Source organism: Prevotella sp. RM4, from assembly GCF_000701965.1.
In the GTDB taxonomy this organism is placed as follows: Bacteria; Bacteroidota; Bacteroidia; order Bacteroidales; family Bacteroidaceae; genus Prevotella; species Prevotella ruminicola.
Genome location: NZ_JNKG01000008.1, coordinates 413987 through 439451 on the forward strand (window position 1 = coordinate 413987; position 25465 = coordinate 439451).

General features: G+C 47.9%; 22 protein-coding genes and 1 pseudogene. 19 read left to right on the forward strand and 4 right to left on the reverse strand.

Translation table 11 applies throughout. The features are described 5' to 3' along the window. Positions 1 to 25 precede the first annotated feature (25 nt). Both T499_RS0107565 and T499_RS0107570 read right to left on the reverse strand, forming a co-directional pair. Positions 26 to 667, reverse strand: coding sequence for a response regulator transcription factor (locus tag T499_RS0107565; RefSeq protein WP_033150441.1), 642 nt, complete (start codon positions 665 to 667; stop codon positions 26 to 28). A 130-nt stretch (positions 668 to 797) separates the two neighbouring features. Further along, positions 798 to 1607 (reverse strand): tRNA threonylcarbamoyladenosine dehydratase, encoded by an 810-nt coding sequence (locus tag T499_RS0107570; RefSeq protein WP_033150442.1) that lies wholly within the window; start codon positions 1605 to 1607, stop codon positions 798 to 800. Between the two features lie 136 nt (positions 1608 to 1743). Between T499_RS0107570 and T499_RS0107575 the strand changes: the two genes are divergently transcribed. Next, positions 1744 to 2931: a dicarboxylate/amino acid:cation symporter gene (locus T499_RS0107575; RefSeq protein ID WP_052173545.1), complete on the forward strand. Its 1188-nt coding sequence runs from the start codon at positions 1744 to 1746 to the stop codon at positions 2929 to 2931. Here the strand turns inward: T499_RS0107575 and T499_RS0107580 are convergent. Beyond that, positions 2923 to 3252 (reverse strand): heavy-metal-associated domain-containing protein, encoded by a 330-nt coding sequence (locus tag T499_RS0107580; RefSeq protein WP_033150443.1) that lies wholly within the window; start codon positions 3250 to 3252, stop codon positions 2923 to 2925. The genes T499_RS0107575 and T499_RS0107580 overlap by 9 nt on opposite strands. A gap of 6 nt (positions 3253 to 3258) precedes the next feature. Continuing rightward, a pseudogene (locus T499_RS13925) lies at positions 3259 to 5240 on the reverse strand (TonB-dependent receptor plug domain-containing protein). Between the two features lie 299 nt (positions 5241 to 5539). On the opposite strand from T499_RS13925, the gene T499_RS0107590 reads away from it, so the two are divergent. From T499_RS0107590 to T499_RS0107675, 18 genes are all read left to right on the forward strand, one after another. Then, a complete protein-coding gene (locus tag T499_RS0107590; RefSeq protein ID WP_157054557.1) occupies positions 5540 to 6418 on the forward strand; it encodes a hypothetical protein in 879 nt (292 codons plus the stop codon). Between the two features lie 17 nt (positions 6419 to 6435). Beyond that, positions 6436 to 9504: a SusC/RagA family TonB-linked outer membrane protein gene (locus tag T499_RS0107595; RefSeq protein ID WP_033150445.1), complete on the forward strand. Its 3069-nt coding sequence runs from the start codon at positions 6436 to 6438 to the stop codon at positions 9502 to 9504. 20 nt (positions 9505 to 9524) lie between these two features. Further along, positions 9525 to 11156 carry a RagB/SusD family nutrient uptake outer membrane protein gene (locus tag T499_RS0107600; RefSeq protein WP_033150446.1) on the forward strand — a complete coding sequence of 544 codons (1632 nt, stop codon included), beginning with the start codon at positions 9525 to 9527 and terminating at the stop codon, positions 11154 to 11156. 21 nt (positions 11157 to 11177) lie between these two features. Next, positions 11178 to 12446, forward strand: coding sequence for an OsmC family protein (locus tag T499_RS14170; RefSeq protein WP_084162980.1), 1269 nt, complete (start codon positions 11178 to 11180; stop codon positions 12444 to 12446). 21 nt (positions 12447 to 12467) lie between these two features. Beyond that, entirely contained in the window at positions 12468 to 13703 is a 1236-nt protein-coding gene (locus T499_RS14175; protein ID WP_052173549.1) for an OsmC family protein, read from the forward strand. Continuing rightward, positions 13703 to 14299, forward strand: coding sequence for a C-GCAxxG-C-C family protein (locus T499_RS14180; RefSeq protein ID WP_049769197.1), 597 nt, complete (start codon positions 13703 to 13705; stop codon positions 14297 to 14299). Before T499_RS14175 ends, T499_RS14180 begins: the two co-directional genes overlap by 1 nt. A gap of 16 nt (positions 14300 to 14315) precedes the next feature. Continuing rightward, on the forward strand, positions 14316 to 15275 hold the full coding sequence (locus T499_RS0107620) for a FixH family protein (RefSeq protein WP_198021264.1): 960 nt from the start codon (positions 14316 to 14318) through the stop codon (positions 15273 to 15275). Between the two features lie 16 nt (positions 15276 to 15291). Then, positions 15292 to 17226 (forward strand): TonB-dependent receptor, encoded by a 1935-nt coding sequence (locus T499_RS0107625; RefSeq protein WP_198021265.1) that lies wholly within the window; start codon positions 15292 to 15294, stop codon positions 17224 to 17226. Positions 17227 to 17329: 103 nt separating this feature from the next. Then, complete coding sequence (locus T499_RS0107630) at positions 17330 to 18592, forward strand: carcinine hydrolase/isopenicillin-N N-acyltransferase family protein (protein WP_033150449.1); 1263 nt, start codon at positions 17330 to 17332, stop codon at positions 18590 to 18592. 154 nt (positions 18593 to 18746) lie between these two features. Next, positions 18747 to 19922, forward strand: a complete 1176-nt coding sequence (locus T499_RS0107635; protein WP_033150450.1) for a trans-sulfuration enzyme family protein — start codon at positions 18747 to 18749, stop codon at positions 19920 to 19922. A 5-nt stretch (positions 19923 to 19927) separates the two neighbouring features. Further along, positions 19928 to 20407, forward strand: coding sequence for a DsrE/DsrF/DrsH-like family protein (locus tag T499_RS0107640; protein ID WP_033150451.1), 480 nt, complete (start codon positions 19928 to 19930; stop codon positions 20405 to 20407). A gap of 10 nt (positions 20408 to 20417) precedes the next feature. After that, a complete protein-coding gene (locus T499_RS0107645) occupies positions 20418 to 20642 on the forward strand; it encodes a sulfurtransferase TusA family protein (protein ID WP_033150452.1) in 225 nt (74 codons plus the stop codon). A gap of 8 nt (positions 20643 to 20650) precedes the next feature. Beyond that, the gene (locus tag T499_RS0107650) at positions 20651 to 22090 is read left to right on the forward strand and encodes a family 2B encapsulin nanocompartment shell protein (protein WP_033150453.1); all 1440 of its coding nucleotides are present in this window, start codon (positions 20651 to 20653) and stop codon (positions 22088 to 22090) included. Then, positions 22091 to 23620, forward strand: a complete 1530-nt coding sequence (locus T499_RS0107655; RefSeq protein WP_033150454.1) for a SufS family cysteine desulfurase — start codon at positions 22091 to 22093, stop codon at positions 23618 to 23620. A gap of 4 nt (positions 23621 to 23624) precedes the next feature. Then, positions 23625 to 23837 carry a sulfur carrier protein ThiS gene (thiS, locus tag T499_RS0107660; protein ID WP_033150455.1) on the forward strand — a complete coding sequence of 71 codons (213 nt, stop codon included), beginning with the start codon at positions 23625 to 23627 and terminating at the stop codon, positions 23835 to 23837. Further along, the gene (locus tag T499_RS0107665; RefSeq protein ID WP_198021266.1) at positions 23834 to 24643 is read left to right on the forward strand and encodes a HesA/MoeB/ThiF family protein; all 810 of its coding nucleotides are present in this window, start codon (positions 23834 to 23836) and stop codon (positions 24641 to 24643) included. Before thiS ends, T499_RS0107665 begins: the two co-directional genes overlap by 4 nt. A 3-nt stretch (positions 24644 to 24646) precedes the next feature. Further along, positions 24647 to 25045 carry a M67 family metallopeptidase gene (locus tag T499_RS0107670; RefSeq protein WP_033150456.1) on the forward strand — a complete coding sequence of 133 codons (399 nt, stop codon included), beginning with the start codon at positions 24647 to 24649 and terminating at the stop codon, positions 25043 to 25045. A gap of 25 nt (positions 25046 to 25070) precedes the next feature. Next, positions 25071 to 25448, forward strand: a complete 378-nt coding sequence (locus tag T499_RS0107675) for a RidA family protein (protein WP_033150457.1) — start codon at positions 25071 to 25073, stop codon at positions 25446 to 25448. The last annotated feature ends 17 nt before the right edge of the window (positions 25449 to 25465 follow it).

Genomic DNA, 25465 nt, shown 5'->3' on the forward strand with positions numbered 1-25465 from the left:
GTAAAACAATCAACTAAATTGCGGATTAGATGTAGAACTCCGAAGGGTCAATCAAGCCGGCACGGATGGCGTACTTGATGAGTTCGTGTGCCGTGTTGATGCCTAATTTGCGGAAGATGTTCTTGCGGTGGGTGGTGATGGTGTGGATGCTGGAGAAACGCTCCTCGGCTATCTCCTTGGTGGTTTTGCCCTGAGCGATGGCTTTTACGATTTCGGCTTCGGTAGCGGTTAGAATGTCGGGCTTTTCCTCGTCGTTCTGCTGCGAGATAATCACTTCGAGCGCACGCTGACTGATAAAACGCTGATGGTGACTTACAGCGTGCAGGGCATCGCGCACGTCCTTCATCGGTCCGTCTTTAAAAACAATACTGAACTGATGTGATGAATAGATAACACGACGCAGGAATTGAGGCGTCAGCTCATCGCTGATGAGCAGCCATTGCGAGAGGGCAAAGCGTTCGCTTATAATCAGCAACTGGTCTTCGTCGGCAAAATCAAACAGGGTATAGTCGAGTATAACAACAGCATGCTCGTGCTCCTTTAGCTTGGCAACCAGACTTGTTTTGTCTGATGCTCGGTATATCTGGTTCTCGTCGTTCTGCTTGAGCAGACTTTCGAGCGCGAACCTTGTTATTTCCTGATTATCTGCTATTATATACTTTGCCATAACTGTTCCGATTTTGGGTGCAAAGATACAAAGAATAGATATAACCTCCAAATATCTGGCGATATTTAGATAATATATCTATAAACGTGGCGTTAATTGATGTTTTTTGCTAGATTCGAAGCCTGTTTGCCTATTTCGTAGAATAATATTCTATATCTTCTATCACCAGACCTGCCAACATAAAACCAAAGATAGCGGTGATATGAGCAAGCGTACCGTTGATCTGGGCTTTAGAAGAGCACCACTCGTGGTTCAACAGACTCTTGTCGCCTGGACCATTCTGGGCTTTGGGGCACATGCACTTCTCGGTGCCACAGGTGGCATTATGCCCCCGGTTCTCCAGTAGCTCGTCGCTATAAACGCACTGGAACTTTCGCTTAGGGAATTGCTTCTGCGACTTGAATTTCTTTCTAAGTGCGCGGGCCAGTGGATCGCCCTGTACCTTCCAGAACTCTGTAACTTTGATACGGGTAGGATCCAGCTTTAAGGCAGCTCCCATTGATGAGAACAGTTTGGCATTAGTACGACAAGCCAGGAGAATAAGCGCGGCCTTATCTTTCAGCGAATCGATGGCATCTATGATGTAATCGTAAGTATCAAGTGCAAAGTCATCTGCATTCTCTGCCGTGAAAATCTTTTGTAGGGCATTAATCTCTACTGAAGGGTTGATTGTTAGCAAACGCTCTTTCAGTGCATCTACCTTTACCTGACCGACGGTCTTTGTGGTAGCCATCAGCTGGCGGTTGATGTTGGTGATACAAACACGGTCGCTGTCCACAATCGTCAAATGCCTGATACCACTACGTACCAGACTCTCTGCGCACCATGAACCAACACCTCCCACGCCAAAGATAATCACCCTTTTCTGGGCGATGCGCTCCATAGATTCATTGCCTAAAAGCAGTTCGGAGCGACGGAATATTGCATCTTGTATTGCCATCTTTTTTAATTTGGCTGCAAAGGTACGATAAAGTGCGTAATTATCCAAATTTATAATGAAAAATCAGTGTGTTAACGCCGATAATTAGGGATGATATTTGGTTAATTATTTTAATTATTGTATCTTTGCACTCGATATGAAAAGAACATTAATTTGGATAGGGGCACTTGTTGTTGGTGCGTTGTTAGGTTTTCTTGGGCTTAATTGGCTCGATGTTGTGATGAACTTGGTAGCAACGGTTTATACCCGATTGTTCCAATTGCTGGCTGTACCTACGATAGTGTTGGCAGTCATCACTACTTTTGCCACCTTTGGGGCAAAGGGGTCAAAGCGTATCTTCGGTCATACGCTCACCTATACGTTACTTACCACAATTGCTGCAGCTACTGTGGGCGCCGTACTCTATTTGCTGATTGCGCCAGGTAATCTGCCTGCCGAGGTGGTTAATAGTAGCTCAAAGGTTTCAGACATCGGTCAGCAGCTAACCTATACCGAGCATATCATCAGCATTATCCCTAACAATATCGTAAAGCCATTCTTTGATGGAAACGTACTTTCATTATTGTTGTTAGCCTTTGCCATAGGCTTTGGACTATCGAAATTGCCAGAGTCAGAAAATAAGGCCGTATTGATTAAAGGCTTGCTGGGGCTTCAGGAACTTTTGTTTTTGTTGATACGTGGACTGATCTGGACTTTACCATTAGGCATTGTTGCTTTCTCGGCCCAGTTGTCGGCGCAGGTATCAGCAGGTATTGTAGCCGATTCTATTGGCAAGTATGTGCTGGTAGTGCTGGGTGGCAATGTTATTCAGTTTTTTGTGGTGCTGCCCTTGTTCCTGATGGCGCGCGGGTTGAATCCTATTCATGTGCTCAGTAAGATGATGCCAGCTGTACTGATGGCACTCTTTACCAAGAGTAGTGCTGCAACCCTGCCTGTTACTATGGATACAGCCGAAAACCGTTTGGGTGTCAGTCCCAAGATAGCGCGCTTTGTATTACCTATATGTACTACCATTAACATGAATGGATGTGCCGCCTTTATTCTTGTAACATCGCTATTTGTGATGCAGAATGGTGGCATCCCACTTACATGGAGCACCATTCTGCTTTGGATACTTGTGTCGGTAGTATCGGCTATTGGTAATGCGGGTGTGCCAATGGGCTGCTATTTCCTCACCCTCTCGCTCATGTCGGGAATAGGTGCCCCAGTTGCAGTCTTGGGTGTAATTTTGCCTATTTACACCATTATTGATATGATTGAGACGGCCGAGAACGTATGGAGCGACTCGTGCGTAGCAGCAATGGTAAACCGTGATTTAATTTGATACTTTTGTGGCGGATGTTGTTGCATCCACCTTCTTAGGATTTTCTTTCACCTCTTTGGCCTCGTATTTGATCTTCTCGAAGCCTTTGATGATGTCGGCTATGGTAGTCTTGTCGGCATCGTACTCGATGGTGACTGTTTTTGTATCAAGATCGGTCTTGATGCTTTTAACGCCCTTTTCAAAGCGGATATTTTCCTTAATCTTCTTCTCACAGTTGTTGCAATGCATCTGTGGATTGGTGGTGAGTACCACAGTTTTGATGTCCTTTGCAAAGCAAGCGCTTGCGAGTGCTAATGCGACGAATAATACTTTTGCTCTCATAATGTTTTATATTTTAATCCAATTTAATCTTATACCTATATAATAGATGGCACCATGCATGGGGCCCCATACCATGGTGGCATCAAAGTCCTGCCCCCAGGGATCGCTGGCGGCAATGATAGGATTCTGCTGTCGGCGACCTGTGATGTTCTCGCCACCGGCATAGATGCTCCAGTGACGGAAGAATCGGGTTACTTGTGCGTTCAATTGCTCGTAGCCCTTATAACTGCTCTCCCAAGCAGGCTGCCCGTTGGTGGTAGTGTAAGCGTCGGGCATACGTCCGCCACCATTCAGTTGTAGCGTAGCATCAAACTGCCACTTGCCTAAGCCTGGTTTATACTGGGCTGTGATAAGCCCCTTATAGCGGTTGGTGAGGGCTTTTCGCGTAGCACACCGCTATATGTTGATTTTACGTTGTTGCGACGATAGGTGGCTGTCATAGTAAAGCCATCGAATAGCGGGTATGTAGCCTCTACCTGCCAGGTGTGTGAGTAGCTGTCGCCCACAAGGTTGGTAAAGTGTATGGCATGGGGATTGCTATCCATATCTACCAGTAGCTGGTGCTGGAATGTGGTATAATAATACTCAGCATTAAGCTCCAGCTTGCGTTCGCCAATAGGGATGCTGAGTGCTGCACTCAAACCATAGTTCCATGCCTCTTCCTGGTCGAGATCGTTATCGATGATGATTTGTCGACTGCTGGCCAGCAGGTTGTTGTACTCTGCCATCACATGATTGGTGCGGTAGCCTTTTCCGATAGAACCACGCAGCGTCAGGATATCGTTTGGTGAGTATTTCAGGTGCATGCGTGGTGTAATGAAACCGCCATAGATGTTGCTGTGATCCCAGCGCAGTCCTCCCATCAGGGTAAACTGCTCGCCTATCTTATAAGTGTATTGGGCATAGATGCCAGGTGTGGTTTCGTCGATATCAAAACGGTCGTGATTCAGACTAATACCAGTAGAAATACTATGATGCTCATCAAAATCTGTTTCAAACATCAACGAGGCATATCCGTTGCGCTGGTCGGTATTGTATTGTTTATGACCATAGAGTGCATTCTGATGATGCAGCGAGCCCGAAAGAATCAGGGCGATGTTCGAACCATGTTCTGGGTCGATGATAAAGGCATTCTTGGTGAAAGCCTCATAACGTTCGTTGGTGATGTCGATAGTATAGGGGTGAGAGGTGTTAGTGTGATGACCGATTTGTCCTCCCTCACGATGTTCTTTCAGCCCCTTGATGGCTGCCTGGAAGATATAACCGTCGCTTATGTAGGCCCAACGGCTCATCAGCGAGCCTTGGCGTACTTTCGGCATATCCACAAAGCCATCGTTATTTTCGTCGTGTGCCTTGTCGAGTAGCTCGTAGTGCCCTAACAGGGCTGTGCTCCAGCGATTTGAGAGTTTGAGGTTTGCACCAAGGTTGGCTTCCACTTTTCCCTTGGTATTATAATATAGGTTCGCGTCGGCAAAAGGTGTGGCCTGCGGTTTCTTAAACTCTACGTTAATCTGACCGGTTATCGATTCATAGCCGTTCTTAACCGACGAGGCTCCTTTCGATACCTGGATACTCTGCATCCAGGGACCTGGGATATAACCTAACGAGTAGGGGGCTGCAGCACCGCGATAATTTGGTATGTTCTCCGTTAGCATCTGCACATAGGTACCGCTCAGTCCCAACAGCTTAATCTGCTGCGCACCGGTTGCCGCATCGGCATAGTTCACATCTACCGATGGATTGGTTGTAAAACTCTCGCCTAAGTTACAGCAGGCAGCGCGTAGCAAATCGCCACTGCCAATAAAGTCTGTATTGGCTAATCCTCTTGTCTTGGCATGCTGATGAGCATGTGCCGACACATGCACCTCTTGCAGACGCTCGCCTTCGAGCATCTGCAGGGTGTCTGTGTTTATGGCGCTTTGTCCATAAACTCCACAAGTTGCCACAAAGGTGGCTATCAGTCCAGTATAGTGTCGTTTATTCTTCATTTCGGCTGCAAAGTTATGTATAAAAAATGAATCAAATGCGCATTATATCTTTATTAACTATCGAAATACCAATATCATGGTATATGGAATGCCATAGGGTAGGGATTGTGGGGATGGAGAAAACGCCGTACCTTTGCACCCAGAAACATTAATTAATTATTTAAAGGGTTATAAAGGTATGAAAAGAACAATGCGAATGCGTATGCAAGATGTTTTTTGTTGTCGCCAGATGATGATGACAATGATGATGAAGGAGGGTATATATATAATAGGTGTAAACAAAATTAAAAAGAAGCAATATGAAAAAGATAGCATTAACAATAGCAGTATTATTCAGTATCAGTATCAGCAACATTTGGGCTGAAGGTAACGGTGTGAACGACGTCAACGAAGTTAAGGGCACCAACAATACAACCGTACGCACCATTAAGGCGCCACGCTTTGCGCGTCCATTGGTAGAAAAGTGGATTAAAGAATACGCAAAAACACAACCAGGCGTAGAGTTCCAGATTGCAAAGGGACAAGGTAATTCCGACCTCAATGTAGTACTTGATGATAAAAACTTTAGCCAGATTGTTTATTTCGGAGAGACAGCCGTGCTGCCTATCACCGCACGTAGCTCTGAGGCAGCCCGACTGCTCGAAGGTAAACACTTGAACAACAAGAAACTAAAGCAGCTTTATTTCCTGAATGAGGATTTTGACGAGGAAGTAAAGAAGAACAAGGCTTTCGAAACCATCACTGTTTATAGCGGCAGCAATGCCACATCGGTAGCTTCGTCGTTCGCTCACAATTTGGGCGAGGAGAGCAGCAATTTCCGTGGCAAGCGTATATCAGGCGACGACCTGTTTTTGAACACCGCTTTGGCAAAGGATCCTCTGGGCGTGTCGTTCAACGCACTTCCTAATATCTTTGATCTGAAGAGCCGCCACCTGAAAGAAGATCTCTCGCTGGTAGGTCTTGACGTGAAGAAGGACTTGGCCAACAGTTTCAGCGATAACGGCACACTCGACGAACTGCTTACAGCACTCGAGAATAGTAAGGAGTCGGAGGTTGCCATCGAGAAGGTTGGCATCAGTGTGAACAATGCCGACGACGAGGTGAACAAGTTCTTGGAATGGGTGCTGGCACAGGGCACCAAGTACAACCACGAATATGGATTGTTGAATCTTAAATAAATAGTAGTATTAGTCTTATGGGAAAAAGATTGTTAGTTGCAACGCTTGTTGCAATAGGGCCCTTAGTGGCCTTTGCGCAGAACCTGATTACCGGACACATCACAGACGTTCGCACCGGCGAGCCGCTGATAGGAGCTTCGGTGATTGTAAAATCAGAAAAGGGTAGAGGTGTAGTGACCGATGTGGATGGTAACTTTAAGCTTGAGACAAAGGTAGAAGCCCCACTGACCCTGAAAGTAGAATACGTAGGCTATCGTGCCCTCGATGTAGATGTTTACGATTTCGATGAGCCAGTAGAGATAGCCCTGATTGATAACTCGAACCGTCTGGACGAGGTGGTAGTAGTAGGTTATGGTGTACAGAAGCGCAAGCAGCTTACTGGTGCTGTAACTACCGTAAAGAATGATGAACTGCTGAATACCTCGACCTCGTTCGATAACATCCTGGGTGGTGCCGTTGCTGGTCTTGATGCCACAGCATCTTCTGGTCAGCCCGGAGCAGCCATCAACATCCGCATCCGTGGTGGTAACTCCATCAATGCCGGTAACGAGCCCCTTTATGTGATTGATGGTGTACTGCTGTACAACAGTAGTTCGGCCACTAATGCCGGCAATAGCGTGGCTGGTACAAACTTTAATCCTTTGGCCTCAATCAACCCATCCGACATCGAGTCGATCGAGGTGCTGAAGGATGTATCGGCCTCGGCCATCTATGGTTCGCGTGGTGCCAATGGTGTAATAATCGTAACCACCAAGAGTGGTAAACATGGTAAGGTTAAGGTGGATTACGGTTATTCTATTGGCGTATCGTCGGTCCGTAAGCGTTTGGATGTGCTCAACGCTGAGCAGTGGGGCGAGTTATATCTGGAGTTGGCAACCGATGCCCAGAAGAAAGCTTCGGGTGTTACACCTGAGTTGGTTAAGACTTGGGGCGAGGGCACCGATTGGCAGGATGCTTTGTTCCGTACTGCTACCACCCAGCAGCACCAGGTATCGGTAAGTGGTGGTTCGGATAATGAGCGCTTCCATATTTCGGGCAACTATACCAATCAGGATGGTGTGATTCGCGGCACTGGCTTTACCCGCTTAGGTGCACGCTTGAACTATGAACGTGACATTCTGAAGAACGTAACCGTTGGCCTGAAGACGAGCTTCTCAAAGAGCACTCAGACCGGTTCTCAGTCGTTCCGCGGACAGTCGAACGGTGTGAGCGGCCTGCTGGAGTTGGCCTTGCGTACATCGCCTGCAGTACCTATTTATAATACTGATGGTACCTACAACTATGCTAATCCTTTTGAGGCAGGCGACTTTGTGCGCAATGGCCTGACTCCAAATGCTATTGCCGACCTGAGCGAGGTTGATGCACAGACACGTGTTGATAATACGCTGGTGAGCGCTTTTGCACAGTGGGAAATCATCAAAGGGCTGAAATTGCGTACACAGGGTTCGGTTAACATCCTGAATACCCGTCAGAATGTGTTCGGTCCAGCCACCTCACAGATTGGTTTTAACTCTGATGGTTATGGCGCCGTGGGTTCAAAGCGCTGGGAGAGCGACCAGGTTGAGGTCACCCTGACATGGAACAAGAAAATTGGTAATATCCACGAGTTCGAGGTGCTGGGTGGTTATACCTATCAGCAGGAGAAGAGTGAGCGACTGCTTGGCAGTACTGCCGATTATGCCAATGATAACCTGAGTTACAAGAGTCTTCAGTCAGGTTCGCAGCTGATTGCTACCGAGACCGATTTTGTTACATCGGTACTTTATTCAGGCATCGGTCGTATCAACTACTCGCTGTTGGATCGCTACCATCTTACAGCCACCTTGCGTGCCGATGGTTCAAGCCGTTTTGCCAAAAACAAGAAATGGGGTTGGTTCCCCTCACTTGGATTTGCTTGGAATGTGAACGAAGAGAAGTTCCTGAAGAACATCAAGTGGATTGAAGACTTGAAACTGCGTGCCAGCATTGGTACTGTGGGTAACCAGGAGATTGGCGACTATACCTTCCTCTCAACTTATGCTGCCACCCATTATTTCCTTGGCGGTATTAAGAATACAGCCTATTATCGTTCGGCTTTGGGCAACGACGACCTGAAGTGGGAAACTACCACCTCGTACGATTTGGGTTTCGACTTTAATATCCTGAAGGGTAAACTGGGTTTTGTTTTCGATGTGTATCACAAGAAAACTTCCGACCTGCTGCTGAATATCCCTGTTGAGCAGACTACAGGTTTCAGCAGCCAGCTTACAAACGTGGGCAACGTCACCAATGATGGTGTTGAGTTTGCTGTTAATGCCACCCTTTGGCAGGCCAAGGACCTTACATGGCAGGTGAGCGCCAATATTGCCCACAACCACAACGAGGTAACAAGCATCGGTACCGGACAGAGTGAGATTATCAACGGCAACCAGACCATTATCCGTCCAGGCGAAGCACTCGGTACTTACTATGGCTGGCAGTTTGATGGCATCGTGCAGACATCCGAGGATTTGAAGTCGGTTCCTGCACCATCCAACAAACCAGTCGTAGAATATGGCGACGTGAAGTATGTCGATCAGAATGGTGATGGTGTGGTAGATCAGGAGAACGACCGTGTGGTTCTTGGTTCGGCACAGCCCGATTTCACCTACGGATTTGCTACCCAACTGCGTTATAAGAACTGGAACTTGAGTCTGAATTTCCAAGGTTCCTACGGCAATAAGCTCTATAACCAGATGGAACAGGCACTCGAGTCGCCTAATGCCAGCTATAATGCTTCCACCAAGCTGCTGAACCGTTGGACAGCCGAGAATCCCAGTACAACCATCCCACGTGCCGTAGCTCAGAATAACTATAGCGCTTATCTGGATAGCCGCTTTATTGAAGATGCCAGTTATCTGCGCCTGAAGAATATTCAGATTGGCTACAATTTCCAGCCCAAAGTGGGTAACAATCAGAAACTGGGTGTTTACCTCTACGCTTCGGCCCAGAACCTGCTTACAATAACCAATTACAGTGGTTATGATCCTGAGTACAGCGGCTACGTAGATCGTGGAACCTATCCTGCATCTCGTACATTTACATTTGGTGTTAAACTGTCGTATTAATCTTTAAAGGTATAAGAAAAATGAAAAAGAATCAGATATATCATACAGCGCAATCTCTGTTGGCAGGCGTGGTGTTCGGCTTGACACTTGCATCGTGCGAGTCGTTGGATCAGGGCAACCTGAGCGAGCTGGCCGAAAGCAATCTTCCTCAGAGCGATGCAGATGCCAAGGCACTTGTTAATGCCGTTTATTCGTCGGATATTGAACTGGCCACTACTTACATGTATCTTATCGACCTCACTACCGAGACCACCGTGAGCGGTGAGAATCCTAATGGTGGCGGTGGCATGTTAGGACTGCTCTCATGGGATGGAACCAACTCCTATGTGGTGAGCCTGTGGCGTGCTGTATATGCCTCGCTGGCACGTGCTAACGATACCATCGAGAAGTTGCAGACTAATCCTGCAGGCGTGTCACCCGAGATTGCATCGCAGGTGATAGGCGAAGCCAAGTTTCTGCGTGCTTACTATCTGAACTATGCCGTGCAGCTGTGGGGGCCAGTGCCTGTCATCACCAGCAGCAAAGGCGGTACAAATGCAGTAAGAAACTCGGAGACAGAGGTCTATCAGCAGATAGTGGCCGACCTTGAGGATGCTGCAGCCCGACTGCCTGAGCGCAGTAAGCAGAGTCAGAGTGATATCGGTCGTGCCTCGCGTGGTGCTGCATTGGCTGCCTTGGCAAAGGTTTACCTGACTTGGGCTCAGGTGGATGACGAACTGACCGATGCACAGCGCAAGGAGTATTTCGGCAAGTCGGTTCAGTATGCACAGCAGGTGATCGATTCGAATGAATATAGTCTGGAAGAGGATTTCTATGACAACTGGAACAACCAGAACCGAAATGGTAAGGAGAGCATATTTGCCATCCAGTTCTATTTGGGATCAAGCACACGCGATGGCGATGCTTCGGGTAATAACCACCTGTGCCACTGCTCGTTCTCAACCAGCTTCAGCGTGTCGCTGCCACATATCGCACCGGGTCCGGACAACACCGTCGAGAATTCATATCTGCCGGGTGATCAGCGCAAGGAGGTATCATTTGCCGACTCACTTTGGCGTCCTTCTACACAGAACTATTTCCACTTCTATTTCGATGCCGACGGTGATGGCATCCGCGAGTCGGGCTTCTCACGCTACAACAAGTACATCGACCATGACAGGGTTGAGACAAGTGCTGCCGACCGTGCTATGAACCGTCAGGTGATCCGTTTGGCTGAGGTGTATCTGGTACTGGCCGAGGCTATCAACGAGCGTGACGGACAGCCTAATCAGCAGGCCTATGATGCCTTCAACAAGGTGCGTCGCCGTGCATTCCGCGAGGATATCTTCAGCGCAGCAGCACAGTCACACGACCTGAAGTCAGGTCTTGACTACGAAGGCTTCAAGAGCGCCATCATACAGGAACGCTCATGGGAGTTCGTCCTGGAGCAGAAACATCTGCTCGACCTGAAGCGCTGGAAGATTCTTGTGAAGACCATTAAGAATAGTGCTTTGGCCAAGAACTTCCCAGAGTATAACAAGCAGACGATTGATTTCAAGCATTATCGTTTCCCCATCCCACAAGCACAGCGAGTAGTTAACCCCAATCTCTGGCAGAACTATGGCTACGATGGTTCCGACATCACCACCAACCCCTATGTAGGCAGAGAATAAACAAAAAAAAGAGAGAGCAATATGAAAAAATTAATTTTGTCAGCCGTAATTGCAAGTGCTACCCTCACGGGGGCACTTGCTCAACAAAACGATCAGCGTTTGAATAAGGCTATCACCGATAAAGGCTATTTTCAGAAAGCCTGGAAGAGTGCACCATCATTTCGCGACCTGCTTAAGCGTCGCAAGGCAGCAGTCAATCAGTTCAGGGCTATCCCTACTGCAGCATTGCAACCCATCACTATCAGAGCTTTTGCCACAGCAGAGCAGCGTGCCGGCACACGTCATGTGATTATACGTGAGCATCAGTATCTGAATGACAGTGGTTACAACAATGGTGGCTTCGACCTGGGAATTGGTACTCCCGACCATGTGATTGCAGCTATTGCCGGTGATATCATCGACAGCTACGTCACACAGGCTGCTATCAAGGGCGTTGCCATCGACTCGCTTGCCATCAATATCAAGCAGACTGGGCATTCGCTGCAGAACTGGGGACTGGTTTATACCATCTTTATTGATTCGCCTGCTTCTGACCAGCAACTTGAGGAGTTACGTGTCCTGGCCGAGAAAAACTCACCACTTTATCAGTTCTCTATTCGTGCGCATAAGGTAAACACAACAGTTGAACTGCATAAGAGTGCCGAGGATTTGGTGATTCCACCTACCTATCAACCAGGTTTGCGTGAGTTCATTGAGTGGGAAACGCGTAAAGGCGAGGCTAACAAGCAGCTTCGTGAAAGCGGTCAGCGTCCCGATAAGGCGAAGTTTGGTGGCTATGCATACGACTATCCTTACTCTCGTAAGAACGAGTTTACGCCTGCTCAGAGCGAGAGCTATCTGAATCCTGACGGTCCAAGTGCTTTCATCAATCCCTCATCAGGTGTAACCGTACTTCAAGTGCGCCATCACAGAGTGTTGCAGGATCATCCACAGATTTTTGGTGGTAACGACCTTGGACCTACTGCGGTTGAGAGTCATATCGGATTGCTTGGTTCGTGCTTTACCCATGTGGCAGAGGGAACCGCAGCTCGCAACAAGATTCCACTTGATACCCTTAACGTGGCACTCACTGCCCAGTTCGACCCACGCAGCGGTCGCAAAGGCTACGAGCAAACCCCACTTTATCCTACCGACATACAGATGCGTGTGGTGATAAGCAGTCCACGCAGTGAGGCTGAGATCCGTCAGCTGGTTGCCGATACCGAGCGTGGATGCCCCATCTACAATCTGGTAACCAATGCGCAGGAAATCAAAGGAGGTATAAAAAGAGTAATAGCAAAGAATAAGTAATCATTAAAAATAGAAGAAATTATGAAAAAGACTCAGATTGTTATCATTACAGCAGCCCTTGCTTTGCAGGTTAGTAGTGCACTCGCACAGGGGCCTCTCAACATCTTTAAGTCGGCTCAGCAGAAAGCCAAGTTGGAACAGAATGCCCCTTCGTTGCGTAACCACCTGAAGGAGCGTAAGGTGGCTCTTGAGGCTTGGAATGCTATACCCGCCAGCGATTTGCAGCCAGTAACACTTACAGCCAATGTTACCGCCAAGAACCGCTCGGGTGTACGTGAACTCCGAATCAGAGAGTTTCATTATATTGGCGACTGTGGTTATGCACATGGTGGACAGGATTCGGGTGTGGACACCCCAACTACAGCTCAGGCCGTATTTGCTTCGGATCTGGCCGACAGTTATCTGAACCAGGCTGCGCTGCTGGGTATCGATATCGACTCACTGACTATCGAAATCCACGGTCAGCCCGACAAGGTGAAGACCAATCGTGTGTGGTATCCACGCAACTTCCTCTACACCATCTATATTGATTCACCTGCCTCGGATGCTGAGTTGGAAAAGTTGGCAGTATTGGCAGAGCAGAACTCGGCAGTGGCTACTCTGGTGAAGGCTGCCGTAGTACCTCAACTGATTATCGATCAGAAGTCGTCACCACGCGAGAAGAAGGTTGAAGGCGCCACCTTGGCTGGACTTCGCGAGTATATCTGGGGTAAGCGTCAGGCGCTGCAGGCAAGCAAGGCGAAAGCAGAAGCAGCAAAAGCCAAGAATCCAAAGGCTGACGCAGATGCCTTGCGTAAAGCACTTGCTCCAAAGCAGGGCCCATGGGTAAAGGTGTTCCCCAATGGTGTGCGTCAGCTAACCGTAAATGATAAGTATCTCATTCTGCACGATAATCCTGCTTATCTGGGTGGTACCAATCTCGGTTTTACCTCAATCGAGGGTGTGCTTGGCATCCTGGGCACCTGTATCACTCACATCTCATTGGGACAGGCAGCCGAGCGTGCACTCGACGTGGATTCTATCTCGCTGACCGTCGAGGCTGAATGGGACCCACGAGCAGGTCGCAAGGGCTTTGAGAAGGTGTCGATTGCTCCACAGAATGTGCGTTATACTTTGCATGTGAAGACACCCGAAAGTGCTCAGGCCGTGAAAGAGTGGATCGAGGCTGTTGAGAAGATTTGCCCCATGTACAACCTCTTTAAGGATACTCAGACATTTGAGCATCGCATCGTACGTGGTAGTTTTAAAAGACAATAATGATGAAGTATGAGCCTGCATATTTACTCGCTTTGGCTACTTGGCCGGTAACCGTTTGTGCTACCAATGCACAGGCAGACTCACTACGCATAGCTCGTCCGGCCGCTTTTCCTGCTGTAAGCCGACATCAGACGCTCGACTCGCTGAAAGCAGAAGTGAAGCTGCAACTGGAGCAGCGGTACGGACAGCACTATGGGTGCTCGGCACTCTCACTAACCTCTATCGCTGCTACACTGGGCAGTCCATTAAGCGAGCAGCAACTTCGAAGCATGTCGGAGGCGTTCTCGGGTGGTATCGGTCATAAGTTTGGCGAAGGCACTTGTGGCGCACTTACCGGTGCCATTGCAGCCTTAGGTTTTTATGCCAGTGGCGATAAGGAGAAACATTTGCGGTTGGCAGCTGAAGTATATGATGAGTTTAAGAAGCAACAGGGATCCATTACGTGTGGTGATATCTACGCCCGTTATCATTTTAGTCACTGCGACGGATGTAATCTCTGTGCGATACAGAAAGTGATAGAAGTTCTTTACCGTGAGGGTGATATCCACACAAGTACCATCGCCCCATGGCAGCAGTTAACAGAAGAAAAGAAATAAAAAGGAGATGATGATTATGGAAAAGAGAGTTTATACAAGAATTAGCGTGATAGTTTTTTGGCTGTTTTCAGGTTTCGTACTCACTGCCTGCGGAGGTAGTGACGATCCAGTACCACCTATCAATATACCAACCGAAGACGACGAATGCTGCAATGCCGAAGAGACATTTCTGGCATATACTTTCCTGCACAACGGTTATCTGAAAGAGATTGAATCGCTACGCGACACAATCGATGAGAAATATGCCCTGAGCGTTTACTCGCGAGGTGGCAAACTGCATGCAGGCTATAATGATGTGTTTTTTGCGCTGACAAAAATCTCTAATCAAGGTTTTGTTCGTGATTTTTCTGTAACAGAGATAAGTCCCGTGATGACCATGACCGAGAAAGGTATGAAGCACTCAACACCAACGGCTACAGAGAGCAGCCTTTACGATGAAACATTCCCTGCCGTACAGCACGCGTGGATATCTTTCGTAATGAGTAGTAGCAGTATGGGCTATTGGGAACTGGGATACAAGGCAACTACCCAGAATAAAACAGTTGCCCATACCGGTAGTGTTATCGAGGTTTCGGCCAATGCTACAGGCCAGGAGTGGATTAAGTCGTTCAAATATCAGAATGTAAATTATTACCTCTCGCTGGTAAATCCTAATGATTTCCAGACTGGTATAAACACTATTCAGGCATACGTGTCGCAGCAGAATGCTGAGAAAGCCAAACCTTGGCCATTAGCTGATCAGGAGTTTACTATCGAAATTATACCCACTATGCCCGATATGGGCAATCATTCTTCACCCGATAATGTGGCTCTTACCAAACAGCCATCAGGCATATACGAAGGTAAGCTAAACCTTACCATGACAGGCCTGTGGGATATTCATCTGGTTGTAAAGGACAAAGAAGGTAACATCGTAGCAGGAGGAGAGAATAATGACAGCGGGTATAGCAATATTTATTGGAGCGTTATATTATAGTAATGTATTGACCGCTTTGCCAACCGACAGTATCGAGAAAGAAGCATCGATTAACGAGGTGACTATCACCTCGACTGTCGGTTCCAAGCGCAAGGTGGCTGGCAAGGGGCGTACTGCATCGATAGAGGAGCATCTGTTGCAGTTGAACAATGTTGCCATGGTGAAACGAGGCGCATATGCCTGGGAACCAGTGGTAAACAATATGTCTACCGAGCGATTGAGTACAACTATCGATGGCATGAAGATATTCTATGCTTGTACCGATAAGATGGATCCTGTAACGTCGTATGTAGAAAGTGGTAACCTGCAGCGCGTAAGACTGGATTCGGGCCTTGATGGCAATCCACAGGCAACAGGTAATATCGGCGGAAGTATTGATCTGAAACTCCGTAAGGCGGGGTTTGATGCTGCTCCTCAGGAGTTTAACCTTACTACTGGGTATGAAGCCAACGGCCATCTGCAGGTGTATGGTGCCGATGCTGCGTTCTCGTCGCAGACGTTCTATGCCAACTTCGGCGCGTTTTATCGTGATGCAGATAATTACAGGGCTGGTGGACATCAGGATGTTCCTTTTTCCAAGTTCCATAAAGTCAATTCGTTTCTGAACCTGGGGTTCCGTCCAGCCCCAAACCACATCGTAGAGGGTACGGTCATTTTCGACCGTGCCACCGATGTTGGCTATCCGGCTCTGAATATGGATGTTAGCGATGCTACAGGACTTATCACGTCGCTTTCTTATCGCAGGGAGCAGCTTGCGGGGCTTTTCTACCGATGGGAAACCAAGGTGTACTATAATCATATCACCCATAATATGGATGATAGCACACGCCCCGACGTGATTATTCACATGGATATGCCTGGTAAAAGCAGTACGGCCGGACTTTATAGTCTGCTCGAGGGCTCAAGGGGTAAACATCAGTATCAGCTTAATTTTGATTGCTATTACAATACCCTTTTTGCTGATATGACCATGTATGTTGAGGGGGCTAAACCCATGTACATGCTTACGTGGCCTGATGTGGGTACTTTCAACAGCGGTTTGTCGTTGTCTGATAATATCCGTTTGTCTGATACGCATAGTATCCATCTGTCGGCAAAAGGCTCTTGGCAGCAGCAACGTATTAACAGCGATGAAGGCTACCATGCCTTGGAAATATTTTTCCCAGGTGTGGAACGTAGCAAGCGTACTTTTATGGGACGTGTGTCTGTAAGCTATGCCTGGCAGAATAATGGTTGGCGATTGGCTGCTGGAACAGGATACGGTAATCGTGCACCATCGGTTACCGAGTCGTTTGGCTACTTCCTGAATAATGCCTTCGACCGTTATGATTACATTGGTAATCCCCACCTTAAGAACGAAAGTGCGGTTGAGTTGAATACATCGGCTTCGTGGCAGAATGATGTGATAGATACTCGCCTAGAGGTGAATGCATTTCTTTTCCATAACTACATTATCGGTACACCCGATAACCGATTGTCGGCCATGACTATTGGAGCTCCGGGTGTGAAGGTTTACCAGAACCTAAAACATGCGCAGATTGTGAATACTGCGTTTACATTCAGTGTCACCCCTCTTTCCTGGTTGCGTTGGGACAATAAGGTGAGTTACAGTTATGGCAAGGAGAGCACTGGGGCTCATCTGCCTTTGATTGCTCCCTTTACCTATCTTACGGCATTGAAACTGTTCCATCAGAACTGGGAAGGAGAATTGGGTGGCGAACTGGTTGGCAAACAGAGCAACTACAGCAATAAGTATGGCGAGAGTCTTACACCAGGCTATGCTGTATGGCATATCAGTGCCGGTTATCAGTTTAACATCCATACGGTTGTAGCTAATATCCATGTGGGTGTTGATAACCTGTTTGATCGTTACTATTCTACCTATTCAGATTGGAATCATATTCCCCAAAAGGGTCGTAACATCTATGCCAATCTTTCTTTCCAGCTATAATAGCATATCTTTGGTATGCGAATACCACAAACAAGCGATTGCACACGTAAACGAAAAGCCGTACTTTTGCACCCCAGATATTAATAAATAAAAAAAGTATCGTATGAAGTTCTTTGCTAATATTTGTTTGTTGATGACTGTGGCACTCTTGACGGGTGCCACAAAGTCTGCTGCCTGCACCAGTGTCATCGTGTCGGGCAAGGTAACGCCAGACGGACGTCCTTACATCTTCAAGAATCGCGACACCCCCAACCAAGACAATCTGGTGGTGACGGTACAAGGCAGTAAATACCGTTTTATTGCCATTGTGGGACGACAGGACTCGCTGAACCTGAACGTGTGGTCAGGTCATAACGAGGCAGGCTTTGCTATTGCCAACACAGCTGCCTATAATCTCAATGGCAGACAGAAACCAGGTCAGCCGCGCCCTAATGGTGATGAGAAAGACGGCAACCTGATGTATAAGGCCTTGGAGACATGCGCCACACTGGCCGATTTCGAGCATCTGTTGGATAGTATCAAGCAAGCCAAAGGCACGCTGCACTCCAACTCCAACTTCGCTGTGCTCGATGCAGAAGGCGGTGTGGCATACTATGAGACAGGCAACAAGGGGTATGTGAAGTTTGATGCCAACGACCCCATTCAGGCACCTTATGGTTACCTGATACGCACCAACCACGGCATGTCGGGTGATAGGTCGTTAGATCAGGGCATTGAGCGCTATCTGGCCATACAGGACTATATGACACGGGCTGGTTTTGAAGGCAATCTGGGCTTCGAGCCTATCATCCGTAAGGTAACACGCACGTTGACACATGGTTTGACGCGCCTGAATCTGTGGGACTTTGCGCCCCAAGACGATTCGCAGCCTGTATATTTCCCCTTCCGCGATTTCATCCCCCGCTGGCACACCGCTTCGGCTCAGCTCATTCAAGGCGTACGCCCTGGCGAGGATCCACGCCTCACCATTGCTTGGACCATACCTGGTTCAACGCTCACCACACCTGCCATCCCGCTTTGGATAACTGCCGACGGCAAGCTGCCACAGATTGTTACCCGCAACAGTCAGGGGCATGCCACACTGGTGGATGCAGGCTTCGAGTTAAAGAAACAATTATTCCCGATAGAGCGCGGTAATGGCACCGATTATATTAATCTGGCTAAACTCATAAACCATGCAGGAACAGGTATTCTCCAAAAGATAGAGCCGATAGAGACCGAGATTTTTGCAAGGAGTGAACAGGCTTTGAATGCTTTGAGGGAAAATGGTCCAACAGCCAAAGAAACTGCCGAATTCTACCACTGGATAGATATATTTTTAAAAGAACAATATAAGCGTAAATTTGGTATAGAACTGCGCATTTAGAATAATATTCTTTTTTGGGGCAGTATTTGGATGCTATTTAGAATAAATTCTGTAAATATCCTCCGTTTTTGGCTGAATTTTCCTAAAATTAGGCTAAATTTGGAGGATATTTCTAATCTTCGTACCTTTGCACCCGACAAAAGGATAATAAAAAATGAAGAAACAGACAATAGCAATCCATACGCCATATGTGCGGCCTGATGCTTACGGAGCATTGGCTGTTCCTATATATAACAATGTGTCGTTCGAGTTTAAGGACGCACAGGAGATGGCTGATGCCTTTTGTAATCGTATCAAGGCACCCGACTATGCCCGTATAGCTAATCCTACGGTAACGCAGTTCGAACAGCGCGTGAAAGCGTTGACCGATGCCGATCATGTTACAGCGTTTAACTCGGGTATGGCCGCTATCAGCACGGCATTGCTGGCTGTTGTGGCGCAGGGTGAGAATATTGTTACTTCTCGTCACTTGTTTGGTAATACACTGGCATTTATTAGTGGTACGTTGCTGCGCCTTGGTGTAAAGCCACGTTTGCGCGATCTTACTAATTTGGAAGCTGTAGAGGCTGCCATCGACGAACAGACGGCATGCGTGTTTCTTGAAATAGTAACGAACCCGCAATTAGAAGTGGCTGATCTGAAGGCCATTGCCGAGATTGCCCATAGAAAGGGGGTGCCTGTTATTGCCGATTCAACTGTGATACCCTTTACCGAGACCAACCTGAAAGATCTGGGTGTAGATGTAGAGGTTGTGTCGAGTACCAAGTATATCTCGGGTGGTGGTACCTCGTTGGGTGGACTGATTATCGACTACGGAACCTTTCCAGATATCAATAAACGTGTAAAGTACGACTTGCTGATAAATCTCGGTGTGTATATGACACCGCAGACGGCTTATATGCAGACGCTTGGTTTGGAGACGTTGGATGTGCGCTACCAGCAGCAGGCTGCCAACGCACTTTGGTTGGCCAAGGCTTTGCAGAACGAGCAGGCTATTGCCGACGTAAACTATGTGGGACTGTCCGACAATCCCTATCATGAGCTGGCTCAACAGCAGTTTGGTCCTACTGCAGGTGCGATGCTTACTATCGATCTGGCATCGAAGGAGGCATGCTTTAAGTTCCTTAACCGCTTAAAACTCATCCATCGTGCAACCAATCTCTTCGACAGTCGTACCTTGGCTATCCATCCTGCTTCTACCATCTTCGGTCTGTTCCCCGACCGACAGTTAGAGCAGATGGATGTGCACCAGACTACCATTCGTCTTTCGGTAGGCCTAGAGGCTCCTGAGGACATCTTGGCAGATATACAACAAGCAACTAACCAATAGGAAATATGGCAGAGACAAAGAAACTTAGCATTATCGCCTTTAGTGGCGATTTCGATAAACTTACAGCGGTGTTCACATTAGGTACAGGTGCCGCAGCCGTGGGTTACGAAGTAAACATATTCTTTACCTTCTGGGGCCTTGATGCCATTAAGCAGAAGCAGGGACGCTCGTTTACCGGTGGCAACTGGCTTACCAAGATTTTTGGTTTTATGATGGGCGGATTAAAGGCTACGCCTACCAGTAGGTTTAACTTCCTGGGCGCTGGTCCTAAGATTTTCCGCTATCTGATGCGTAAGAACAATGTGGCAACGCTCGAGGAGCTGGTTGAGGCTGCTAAGGTGCTTGGCATTAACCTCTATGCCTGCGAGATGGCCATGCATGTACTTGGTTTAAAGAAAGATGACTTTATACCCGAGGTGAAGGATGTGCTTGGTGTAGCTTCGTTCCTGAAGCTTTCTGAAGGTGGTCAAACATTATTTATTTAAAGGTAAGGATATGGCAACAAAGGTATTAGACATTACGAAGGAGCACTGCCCAATGACCTTCGTAAAGACAAAGATTGAGCTCTCGAAGCTTCAAGCGGGCGATATACTTGAGGTATTACTTGCCGAGGGTGAGCCTCTCGACAATGTGCCCCGTAATGCTAAAGAGCAAGGGTACAATGTACTATCGATTGAGCATGTAGAAGGTACAACACATAAGGTAACAATAAAAAAATAAGAAAGATTATGGCAGATTCAAATTTACAGCGCAGTGTAACCACTGCAACAGCCAGAAGACTGGCAACCACTACCAAGACAGCCCCTCAGATGGGCTCAATCACTCCCAGATTACTCCTGAAGCTGCTGCCTTGGGTGCAGGTGTCGGGTGGTACATTCCGTGTGAACCGTACTAAGGTCGAACTTCGCAAGAACGATCGTCTGCCCATTACTTTCCAGAATGGTGTGCCTTCGTTTACAGCAAAGGACCTTAAGGCCATTCCTCTGTTCTCAGAGTTCGACGATGAGATTCTGCATCGTTTGGTAAGCTCGTTCGAGGCCAAGGAGGTTGAAGTAGATAAGCTCTTTGTAGAAGAGGGTAAGGACAAGCAGCGTTTCTTTATCGTAGCTTCAGGTCAGGCCGAGGTTATCAGTAAGGGACCTCATGGTGAGGAACTACGGATTGCTCTGTTGGGCGATGGTGAGTATTTTGGCGAGGCCGACCTGCTCGATGAACAGGAGTCGACAGTATCAGTACGTGCCATCACACCTACTATCTTCCTGGGCTTGAAGCTGAAGGAACTGATTAGATTCATTAAGGATGTGCCCGATTTCCGTGAGACTTTTGATAAGGCTGTAGATAAGCAGCTGCGCCTGAAGGCTTCGGTTAACGACAATGGTGAGAAGCATATCGACCTGGTAAGTGGTCATGAGGAGGATAATATCATTCCCGAGACTTATATTGATTACGAGGAGAATCCTACAGAATATTCGCTGAATACACTGCAAACCGTAGTTCGTGTACACACCCGTGTGAGCGATCTCTACAATAACCCTTACAACCAGCTTGAGGAGCAGCTTCGCCTGTCGATCGAGAGCATCAAGGAACGCCAGGAGTGGGAACTGATTAACAACAAGCAGTTCGGACTGCTGTCGGCTGTTAACCCTGCTTATCGCATTACCACACGTTACGGTTCGCCCACACCCGATGATCTCGACGAACTCCTGTCGTTGGTATGGAAAGAGCCTGCATTCTTCATCGCTCATCCTCGTGCTATTGCTGCCTTTGAGCGTGAGTGCACATGGCGTGGCGTACCACCTGTAACCACCGACTTGTTTGGCACTAGAGTCATCCTGTGGCGTGGTGTGCCCATCATTCCATCGGATAAGGTTGAGGTTGAAGGTCAGTACCTGACAGGTCGTGGCGTTGGTACTACAAAGATTATCCTGGTACGTGTTGGCGAGAAGAATCAGGGTGTTATCGGATTGCATCAGAGTGGTATCCCTGGCGAGATTGCACCATCGTTGAGTGCACGATTGATGGGACTCGACAAGTTTGGTGTGGCCTCATACCTGCTTACCAAATACTTCTCGCTGGCTACCCTTACCGACGATGCCATCGCTGTATTGGAGAATGTTGAGGTGGGCTATTATCACGATTATCAGCATAGAAATAAAGTAGAAAAGTAAATGATTAATATATCAGAACTGAATAGTTTCCCAACAGGAGATGGTGGCTCGCTGGCTCTGCTGAAGGAACTTGCACAGAAATACTGCCCAGAGGAGGCACAGGAGATTCGTCAGAGTATATGGCCTGACGAGTCTCTAAACCTCACGGAACTGGAAGCAGGCTTTAAAGAGCTTCTGGCTGGTGGCAGTGCTTATGGCCAGTTACCTTACATCGGTGATACTGATGCGCAGACCTCGTCATTGCCTAAGGACGACGGCTTTGGGATCGGTATTCCTGAAACGCAGAAGCTGCGTGACCTGCATTATGAGGAGGCCGATACGCTGAACTCCGACCAGATTAAGCGCGATTTCCCCGTGTTGCAGCAGAAGGTGAATGGTCACGACCTTGTGTGGCTCGACAATGGTGCAACTACACAGAAGCCCAATCAGGTAATTGATAAGATTTCGGACTACTATCGTACGTACAATTCAAACATCCATCGTGGCGCGCACACATTGGCTGCCCGTGCAACCGATGCCTATGAAGAGGCCCGCGAAAAGGTGCAACACTTTATCAATGCAGCCACCACCGAGGAGATTATCTTTGTACGTGGTACCACCGAGGGTATCAATTTGGTAGCGCAGACCTATGGCCGTCAGTTCCTGACACCTGGTGACGAGGTGATTGTGTCGGAGCTCGACCACCATGCTAACATTGTGCCTTGGCAGCGTGTGTGTCAGGAGAAGGGAGCCACACTGCGTGCCATCCCAACCGACCAGAATGGTGATTTGGTATTATCGGAGTTCGAACGTCTGATCACACCTCGTACGCGTTTTGTCTCGGTTGGTCATGTGAATAACACTTTTGGCACTATCAACGATGTGAAGCGTATTATTGAGATTGCCCATGCCCATCAGATTCCTGTACTGATTGATGGTGCACAGTCGATTGCTCATACACCTGTGGATGTGCAGGCTCTTGGCGCTGACTTCTTTGTATTCAGCGGACATAAGATATACGGCCCCAATGGTATCGGTGTTGTGTATGGTCGCAAGGAACTGCTCGATAAGATGCAGCCCTGGCAAGGTGGTGGCAATATGATTAAGGATGTAACCATCGAGCGTACGGAGTATAATGTGCCGCCTGCTCGTTTTGAGGCTGGTACGCCTAATGTGGCCGATGCTATCGGATTGGGGGCTGCACTCGACTATGTGAGTCATCTCGGCATCCGTAATATCGAGCACCACGAGCATCAGTTGACTGAGTATGCTCGCGAACAGCTTAGTCAGATTCCTGGTCTTACGCTTATTGGTAATCCTAAGAACCGTGTGTCGGTGGTAAGTTTTGTGCTCGATGGCATTCCTGTTCCCGAAGTAGGTACACTACTTGATAAAGAGGGTATTGCTGTTCGTGCAGGTCACCATTGTGCCCAACCCGCTCTGCGTGCACTCGGTTACGAAATGAGTGTTCGTCCCACCTTCGCGCTTTACAATACCCGCGAGGATGTGGATAAATTAGTAATTGCAGTTAAAAAGATAATTGGTAGATAAAACTATGGCAAAGATAACAGTAAATGGCGAGGCACAGGAGGTGCAGCTGCCACTGAACCTTACAGAGCTTATCAAGCAGAATAATGTGCAGCAGCCCGAAATGGTGAGTGTGCAGGTTAACGATGATTTTGTGGACCGTACCGAATGGGATGGGCTGCAGATTAAGGAGGGTGATGTGGTTGATTTCCTGTACTTTATGGGAGGAGGAACACTATGATTGATTTCACCGAAGAGCAAATCCAGCGTTACTCTCGCCATATCCTGTTGCAGGATGTTGGCGTGGAGGGCCAGGAGAAGATTATGAATGCGCGTGTGCTGGTAGTGGGTGCAGGTGGCCTTGGCGCTCCTGTCTCGCTCTATCTGGCTGCTGCGGGCATAGGCACCATCGGTATTGTTGATGCCGACGTGGTAGATTTGAGTAATCTGCAACGTCAGGTTATCCACTTTACTAAAGATGTGAATGTGCCAAAGGTGCAGAGTGCCAAGGAGAAGATACAGGCCATTAACCCCGACGTAAAGGTGGATACCTATTACGAGTTCCTCGACTCGTCGAACGCACTCGATATCATAAAAGAGTACGATTTTGTGGTGGATGGTACTGACAACTTCCCTGTAAAGTTCCTTATTAACGATGCGTGCGTGATGGCAGGTAAGCCATTCTCACATGGTGGTATCCTGCGTTTCAATGGTCAGACGTTTACCCATCTGCCTGGCACTGCCTGCTACCGTTGCTTCTTTAAGGAACCACCTCCTGCAGGGGCTGTTCCTACCTGTAGTCAGGCTGGTGTCCTGGGAGCCATTGCCGGTATGCTTGGTACTATCCAGGCTGCCGAAACTTTGAAGTACTTTACAGGTGTAGGCGAGTTGCTTACCAATCGTCTGCTCACCTTCGACGCTAAAACTATGCAGTTCCGCACCATCAATGTAAAGCATCGTGATACGTGCGAGATTTGCGGCACCAACCCTACAATCGACCACCTGATAGATTACGAACAGGCGGCTTGCGACTTAAAAAACCACTAGATAATGATTATTAAGAGAGAGATTATTGAGGAGCTGATTAATCAAGCCCAGCAGGACGCACCTAACGAAACGTGCGGCTACCTGTTGGGTGTAAGCTCTGAGGATGGCGAGGTGGTAACAGAGAACTACTGGATGGAGAACATCGATCACTCGCCCGAACATTTTGCCTTTGCTCCAAAGGATCAGTTCGCAGCATTGAAGTATGCCCGAACCAACGGATTGAAGATTCTTGCCAACTGGCATAGTCATCCGGCCTCTCCTTCGCGTCCCTCGCAAGAGGATTTGCGTTTGGCTAACGACCCCACTATCCGCTACGCTATCCTATCGCTACACGAAGGTATTCATCTTAACTCCTTTAAGATTCTGAATGGAGAAGTTGTAGATAAAGAGGTGCATTTATAAAAAGAATATATTAATGATTTGACAAATGAAAAAAGTTATTAGTACATCAAAGGCACCAGCTGCCATCGGACCGTACAGTCAGGCCATTCAAGTAGGTAACCTCGTTTTTGCATCAGGTCAGATTCCCATCGACCCTGCTACGGGTAGTTTTGTAGAGGGGGGCGTGAAGGAGCAGGCCCGCCAGTCGCTAACTAATGTGAAGGCCATCCTTGATGAGGCTGGGCTGACATTGGATAACGTTGTGAAGACAACGGTATTCCTGGCCGATATGAACGACTTTGCCGATGTGAATGCGGTTTATGCTGAATTCTTTGCTGAGCCTTATCCTGCCCGTTCGGCTGTAGCGGTAAAAACACTGCCGAAAGGAGCCTTGGTAGAAATTGAAGTGATAGCAGCTCAGTAGCTCTTATAAACCAAATT